Annotated in this window: 7 protein-coding genes; 3 read left to right on the plus strand and 4 right to left on the minus strand. The window is 60.5% G+C overall.

The features are described 5' to 3' along the window. Positions 1-1,215 precede the first annotated feature (1,215 nt). Entirely contained in the window at positions 1,216-1,368 is a 153-nt protein-coding gene (locus Q2941_RS50355) for a hypothetical protein (RefSeq protein WP_156944892.1), read from the plus strand. Between the two features lie 59 nt (positions 1,369-1,427). Here Q2941_RS50355 and Q2941_RS50360 read toward each other — a convergent pair whose 3' ends face one another. From Q2941_RS50360 to Q2941_RS50375, 4 genes are all read right to left on the minus strand, one after another. Beyond that, positions 1,428-2,552 carry an FUSC family protein gene (locus Q2941_RS50360; RefSeq protein WP_458197358.1) on the minus strand — a complete coding sequence of 375 codons (1,125 nt, stop codon included), beginning with the start codon at positions 2,550-2,552 and terminating at the stop codon, positions 1,428-1,430. After that, on the minus strand, positions 2,549-3,520 hold the full coding sequence (locus Q2941_RS50365; RefSeq protein WP_458197361.1) for an HlyD family secretion protein: 972 nt from the start codon (positions 3,518-3,520) through the stop codon (positions 2,549-2,551). Before Q2941_RS50365 ends, Q2941_RS50360 begins: the two co-directional genes overlap by 4 nt. A gap of 338 nt (positions 3,521-3,858) precedes the next feature. Next, on the minus strand, positions 3,859-4,107 hold the full coding sequence (locus Q2941_RS50370; RefSeq protein WP_458197359.1) for a hypothetical protein: 249 nt from the start codon (positions 4,105-4,107) through the stop codon (positions 3,859-3,861). A 4-nt stretch (positions 4,108-4,111) separates the two neighbouring features. Beyond that, positions 4,112-4,399 (minus strand): usg protein, encoded by a 288-nt coding sequence (locus Q2941_RS50375; RefSeq protein ID WP_027528055.1) that lies wholly within the window; start codon positions 4,397-4,399, stop codon positions 4,112-4,114. A 336-nt stretch (positions 4,400-4,735) separates the two neighbouring features. Here Q2941_RS50375 and Q2941_RS50380 point away from each other — a divergent pair, with 336 nt between their 5' ends. After that, entirely contained in the window at positions 4,736-4,912 is a 177-nt protein-coding gene (locus tag Q2941_RS50380) for a bacteriocin (RefSeq protein ID WP_156944938.1), read from the plus strand. Positions 4,913-5,882: 970 nt separating this feature from the next. Next, positions 5,883-6,116: a hypothetical protein gene (locus tag Q2941_RS50385; RefSeq protein ID WP_458197360.1), complete on the plus strand. Its 234-nt coding sequence runs from the start codon at positions 5,883-5,885 to the stop codon at positions 6,114-6,116. Positions 6,117-6,137 lie beyond the last annotated feature (21 nt).

A 6,137-nucleotide genomic window follows, 5' to 3' on the forward strand; every position in this document is an offset into this window, starting at 1 on the left:
CCGAACCTGATCACGATCACTGGAATCCGTGATCACCATCGTCTGGAACACCTGATCACCATCCCTGGAATGCGCAGCTCGGACAGCCATGCACCTAACAGGCGCGTCAAGGTGTCGGTAAACCCGCCGGCGGCGAAGCCTACGATCAAACGCACCGGTCGCGTCGGGTAGGTGTCAGACGATGCGCTCCGCGAGAGGGCTGGGAGTGCGGCAGCACCCGCTGCCAAGCGCAAAAGCCGACGCCGAGGAAGTCTCATGGCATTAGCCCCCACGAGTTTCGGGTGGACCTCCGCAAATCGACTCCCAGCTTTTTGAAAGTTATCACGTTAGAGCGGCAATGTCTGCTTTGGGACGTGGGATAACGAGAGGCTTCAAGGAAAAAGCCGGGATGCTGACCCGGGAGAAGGCCTATGGCGGCCTTCCGACCGCCACCCGAAAGCTTCTGAAAGCACGTGCGCGGGCAGAGGCGGCTCTCTGAAGAATCGCAGCCGCCCGACGCCTTGGTCGCGTCTGTTCGGAGGTCTCCCTTTAGGAGTACGCCTGAGCAATCCGGGTGAACATGGGTGAGGAGGACCGTAGCTGACGAGCCTGACGTCCAGATCAAATGCGTATGCAAGCTGGAGGGCGCGAGTCAAGGCGGCCGCGATCCAGCTCTCGTCGTTTCCGAATGCTCCCCCACCGAGGCTTGTTAGCAGGAGACATCTGGAGCCGCCGCGCTGCGCATTCAGGACGGTCGCCCAGAGTGTCGTCTCGTGAGCGGCTTCGAGAACCTGCTTTGCAAAGGCAACCCAATGCAGGGGACCTCGCCGTACGCGACGGGTAGAGCGAACAAAAAACTTGCGAGACGACCGGAAGGGGATGAGCGGCATCAGTGACCTCCACGTCGCGATGCTGACCGATGCGCAACTTGCCGCGGAGCGCACACTTCGTTCGAGGTGGCTGGGGCTGGAAACGTGGCATGGTCGAGACGCTGTGACACTCGCAGACGAAAGAGCGAGACAAGAGAACACGAATTTCGACCTAAACCGGCGCCTGTCTCCGACCCTACCGTGAGAACCTGGCCGGCGATGCCAAGGGAAAAGACACCCAGCGGCTACAACCGCTCACCCTGTAAGCCCTGTCAAGGTCCCGGCAAGTCTCCCGGCAAGACGGATTTCAGGCGCGTCGTGTGGGAGCGCGAGAAGTAAAGTCAGAGCGCAAGGGCCGCTAATGGGAATGATCGAGACCCTGTTCGGTCGAGCAAAAGCCAGGCCCGAGCCGGCTGGAAAAAAGCGCTCGACCTTGCCCTCGCCGGGAAGCGGCGGACACCTGCCGCCGCTGGCGAAACAGAACTTCTTAGGTAGCGGGCTCATGTTCAAGGCAGCTTGAGGGTCATCAGCAACTCGACATGGGCGCAATCGCTTCCTGCAGAGAAAAAGCTGACCTCCTCAAGCACCCCGTTGAGCTGAATGCGAACTGTCCCTCGGTGATGACGCCGTGAGGAGCGAAACCGCCAGCACTAGCAGCGTTCCACCGGTGACGCCGGCAAAACGGTCGACCCCAGCCATGATACTCGTTGGAGGGCCGCTACCCTGCACTAACGTCATGATAAAAACGACGGCACCCTGCGTGCCCACATAGCTGATGCCGCGCGTGCTGTTCTGGACGTGCGCGCCGATCCAAACTCCCGCGCTCAACGCCGCGAGCCATGGCAGGAAACTCTCGAACGACACCGTCAACAGTGCGAGACCGGCGACGCCCCCAATGAAGCACCCAAGGATGCGGTGCGTAGCTCGTATCGCGACCTTTTGAAGATTCGCTGCTTCGTTTTCGGAGGTTGTCTGCATCGCCATAACGGCAGCGATAGTAATCGCCGCCTGCGATAGACTTGGCAATTCGAGCCAATTCCAAACCCAGGGTACCAGCATCACTCCAAGCCCGGCGCTCAGCGCGTGCTGCATGGACGGCCACCCCGCGCCGAATAGGTCCGACCAGCCGGGTGCTGCCGGGCCCACTTTCAAATTTTCCCCCTGCGGCGACAGAACAAGCGACACCAGGATCGCGGTAATCGTTCCGATTGTCACTTCCCCGGTACGGTTGCAGGCAATGTTCAGCGCGGACGCCGGATCGTCGAGTGCCGCCAACAGCACCAAATTAGCTGTAGCGGCTCCCAGCAGCCAGGCGTAGCCGTGTCCGCTGAGCTGCAGGCCAAGCACGCCGGTCACAGTGAGCGCAAACAACACAAGACTTAGTGCAATTTGATCCTCGATCAGCCAGGGGCTCAGGAAGAAGCCAACCGCTGCGCCAATTGTCGTGCCGCCGATGCGCAAGACGCCGCGCGCGATGGAGGAAGGTGCGGTGACCTGTATGGACACGAAAGCGCTGATAGCTGCCCACCAGGGTGCATCTACCTGCAACACCAAGGCTGCGATGACGGCAAGGGCAACCGCAAGTGTAATCCTCGTGCAATGCTGGCCTCGCGCGTTGCCGAATCGGATCTCCGCTAACTCTTGGTACAGTCGAGCTATCGTGTCGCGCGGCAGCGATTTCGCCTCGGTTTGACTATCCTTCATGGTAGAACCACCACTCGCGCATCGGCGCCCATATAGAGCTTCAAGTTCGGTGGCGCATCGACCAGTTTCAGCGTTACAGGGAAGCGGCGCTGCAGGCGTATCCAGTCGGTGGTTGGCGCAACATAGTTTAGCAGACGATTTGGCACCGGGTCGCGGCTGATGCCGCGAGCGATACCGACGACCCTCGCACGATGAAGGTGCCACGGGCTAGAGTCTAACGATATCCAGCCAGTGCTACCGATCGCGAACCCACGGATGTAACTCTCTTTGTAATTGGCAACGATGCGCCACGCATTAGCATCGACGATGCCAATCAGAGGTACATTGGCTTGCGCGGTGTCTCCGACACGCAGAGTTAACGAGGTGACGGTCCCGCTGGTCGGCGCCACCAGTTTGGTGCGTGCCAACTGCCATTCCGCCATAGCTAGTGCGGCCGTTGCCCGCGTTTCCGCCGCCTCGTGCATCGACACGGTGGATTGCGCCAACGCAACGGCCTCTTTTGCCACATCGCGCGCAGCGTTGGCGCGCCGCAGTGCATCGTTCGCCTGGTCGAGTTCGGCAAGCGCAACATCCTGCGAAGTTGCAAGGGTCATCATTCGCGTTTGCGTCTCGCGAGCGTAGTTGGCTGCCGAGCTGGCAGCGACGAGCGCGTCCTGCGCCGACGCGATCCTGTGCTGGTCGGATGCGATCTGAGCACGCGCTTCGGCGGACTCAGCACGTCCCTGGTCGACCATCAACTGGAATGGGACAGGGTCGATGGTTGCCAGCAAATCGCCCCGAACAACGTCCTGATTGTCGGTTACATGCACGTCGATGATACGACCGGTGACCTGAGGCGCGACCGACACCAGATCGGACTCAACATAGGCATCACCGGTATAGGCGAGGAACGATGTCATTATTTCGTAGGCCGCAAAGACAGCAAGCACGATAGCTGCAGCAATGCCAACCCGTCGCCCGCGCGTCATGTTCACGAAACTCTGCCAATGTAAGCGCTAAGCACTTATGCGAAACGAGGGGTCATTTTACCTAGGCCGCTATGTTGCGGAAAGGCCGGTCATAGCACTTCCTATCGGCCGAAGCGCTGCCACTTAGGCCGGGCCGCCGGTCGTATGGCCGACTGATCTTGGGGGAAGCCGCGATCACCGACATTAAAGATCAGCAAGCGACTACCCGTAGGCCAGTTCCGACGGCGAGTGCTTGACACCGAGCTGGCACCCGATCGGTTCAAGGACTTCTGGCGCTGATGCGCAAATTGCGCGAACCCAACTACTAGCGGTCAGCCGGGGCGAACTCACATCGCGCTCTACTTTTTCTCCCTCGGGAATTCCAGCGACCGATCCTCAAAATCCTCGATCGGGATATCGGTGCCCCTGGCGCCATAGCCTTGCGAAGTCGATGTCGCCATGCCCGTGGTTCCGACCCGACTGTCGATCAGGAGCGCGTGCGAACGGAACAGGCCGGTCCCAGCAGCGAGCAGAGCGATGAACACGAGTGCAGAAATCATCAGACGCTTCATATCAAACTCCAGTTTGCGCGCGCCTTTGGCCACCATTTGCTCAATGCAACCTGAACACGCCATCGACGGCGCGCAGTTCAGCCGGCTTGATCAGCCTGGAATGCGCCACGGTGACCGAGAACAAGGGGCCGTCGAGCTTCTCCCGCCAGAAGGCGAGGAAATCCTGCAGCGCCGGGAATTTCGGAAACAGATCGTAATTCTGCCAGACATAGGTCTGCAGCAGCGAGCGATGATCCGGCATCCGATAGAGGATCCGTGCCGTCGTCAGCCCGTATCCCATCACTTGTTTCCGAAAATCCTCGGAAGCAATCCCAACCCGAGAAGCCATGCCAATCTCCATTCCCTCCACGCTGGTCCGTCCCAGCAGATCATCTTCGCCGTCGCGGCCTGACACCCCCTTATCGCTCCCGAAGCGCCCGCCATCAGTGATGGCCATCACTGTGATGCGACGGGGCTTTTGAAGTCGGTGAGGGCGCTTCAACCCGAAGAAGCGGCGTAAGCGCCCGAAGCGGCCCAAGTAACAACCCAACTGCCCCACACCGAGCCCGCCCTGCCAGCCGGGGGGTTGCTTGTGTGACAACAAGCACAGTAACTCATTAGGGACCGTCCTAGCCTTGTCAGTCCGGCGGGAAGGATCCCATCCTGAAGCAAGCAGGGAAATCCCATGACGGATGATCTGAATAGCAAAAATCGCGAACTGAAAAATCGCGAACTGAGAAGCGAGGAATTGACGATCGATGAGCTGGACTCAGTAAGTGGCGGACGAATGAAAATCCCAACTTGGTGGGATTTTCAGCTTAAGGCACTTGCCCCGGTCCGACCAAGTAATCCCGGATTCTGAAACAGGACCTGTGCTTGGTCACTTGAGGCCGCCTCAGCTGGCGGCCTCTCCGTTTGGACCCCGCAACGAGCCGTTCCTGCCCCGCCCACGAGCCGGCGGGGCTTTTGCTTCGCCGTGCGCTGGCGGCCCTCGCCTGCGCGTCATTCCGAAAATCGTGATCGCCCGTGACCGTCTATCGCCTTCTTTTGGGCACCTATGAGGAGAAGGCTGTTAGGACGACGCCCAGCGCAGGGGGGGCCGGAATGACCGATCAATCCCAGCCGGTAGTGGATCAAGATTTACGTAACCTCACTCGGGTCATCTCCGCGTGCACCTTGGGCCTCTGCGCTTTTGCGATCGGTTTGCTGATCGGGGTCTTTCTGTTTTCGTGATCCTTCGGCAGGCGCCTGCAATTCCGGGCTTCTCCAGTCACATGTGTGTGCGAGGCGGGCGGGTTGACTCGATGTGTGTCGACGGGTCGCTCCGGCGATCCGTTTTGGCCACCCGAATGGCAAGCGCCGCGAAGGCGCCGAGCCCGTTTCGGCAGCAACCTCGGCAAGTGCAGGGGGTGCGAAGCTGCGCCGGCCCATCAACTGAGCGGGCCTCGCAAATCACGCAACGGCAAGGTCGGTGCTCGATCAGTCTCGAAGCGTTGATCCAACGCAGCGAACCGGCTCCGCGACCCTTCGCCCCGTCATCGACAGTGGGCGACGCAGTGTTGAGGCATCGTCCAGATACAAGGAGTTTCGGATCATGAGGATGAACAATGCCGACACACCGCGAGCCGCACGCGACGCGGGAAGACCCGTCGCTCGCGATCTGGGAAGTTGGCGTCGGTGGTGGATGGAGAACCTCACCACCGACGCCGAGCGCGACCGCGTGCCCGCTGAAAAGCACGCCGAGGTTGGTCGCGGGTTGCAATCACGGGACGTGCGTGGTGCCGCCGCTCACCACAATCTGCCAACCGGCCCCGAGCAGAACGGGGACGAACATGGAGGACACCAGGATCTGCCCGCTGGCGCTCGGTGTCACCGTCGACCCATCTGGCAGGTGTACGATGGTCGGCACAGCGGTGCCCGTCGGCGGCTGCATGGCGCTTCAAGAGCGCAAGCCGGAGACCGATTCCGCTGCTGCATCGATCGTTGACGAGATTGAGCAGGAAGATCTAGAGCGGGATGGGGTTAGGTTGAATCGATTTGGGATTCCCAAATCAGGCTGTTTCTGATTCACCATGCTGGCTGGGCGG

The sequence above is a fragment of the Bradyrhizobium sp. UFLA05-153 genome (assembly GCF_054185185.1).

What these genes read in the sequence shown, in the direction of transcription:
- Q2941_RS50365 (WP_458197361.1), bottom strand. Translation starts at nt 3,520, where the DNA reads ATGACGCGCGGGCGACGGGTTGGCATTGCTGCAGCTATCGTGCTTGCT.
- Q2941_RS50385 (WP_458197360.1), top strand. Translation starts at nt 5,883, where the DNA reads ATGGAGGACACCAGGATCTGCCCGCTGGCGCTCGGTGTCACCGTCGAC.
- Q2941_RS50375 (WP_027528055.1), bottom strand. Translation starts at nt 4,399, where the DNA reads ATGGCTTCTCGGGTTGGGATTGCTTCCGAGGATTTTCGGAAACAAGTG.
- Q2941_RS50380 (WP_156944938.1), top strand. Translation starts at nt 4,736, where the DNA reads ATGACGGATGATCTGAATAGCAAAAATCGCGAACTGAAAAATCGCGAA.
- Q2941_RS50370 (WP_458197359.1), bottom strand. Translation starts at nt 4,107, where the DNA reads ATGGTGGCCAAAGGCGCGCGCAAACTGGAGTTTGATATGAAGCGTCTG.
- Q2941_RS50360 (WP_458197358.1), bottom strand. Translation starts at nt 2,552, where the DNA reads ATGAAGGATAGTCAAACCGAGGCGAAATCGCTGCCGCGCGACACGATA.
- Q2941_RS50355 (WP_156944892.1), top strand. Translation starts at nt 1,216, where the DNA reads ATGATCGAGACCCTGTTCGGTCGAGCAAAAGCCAGGCCCGAGCCGGCT.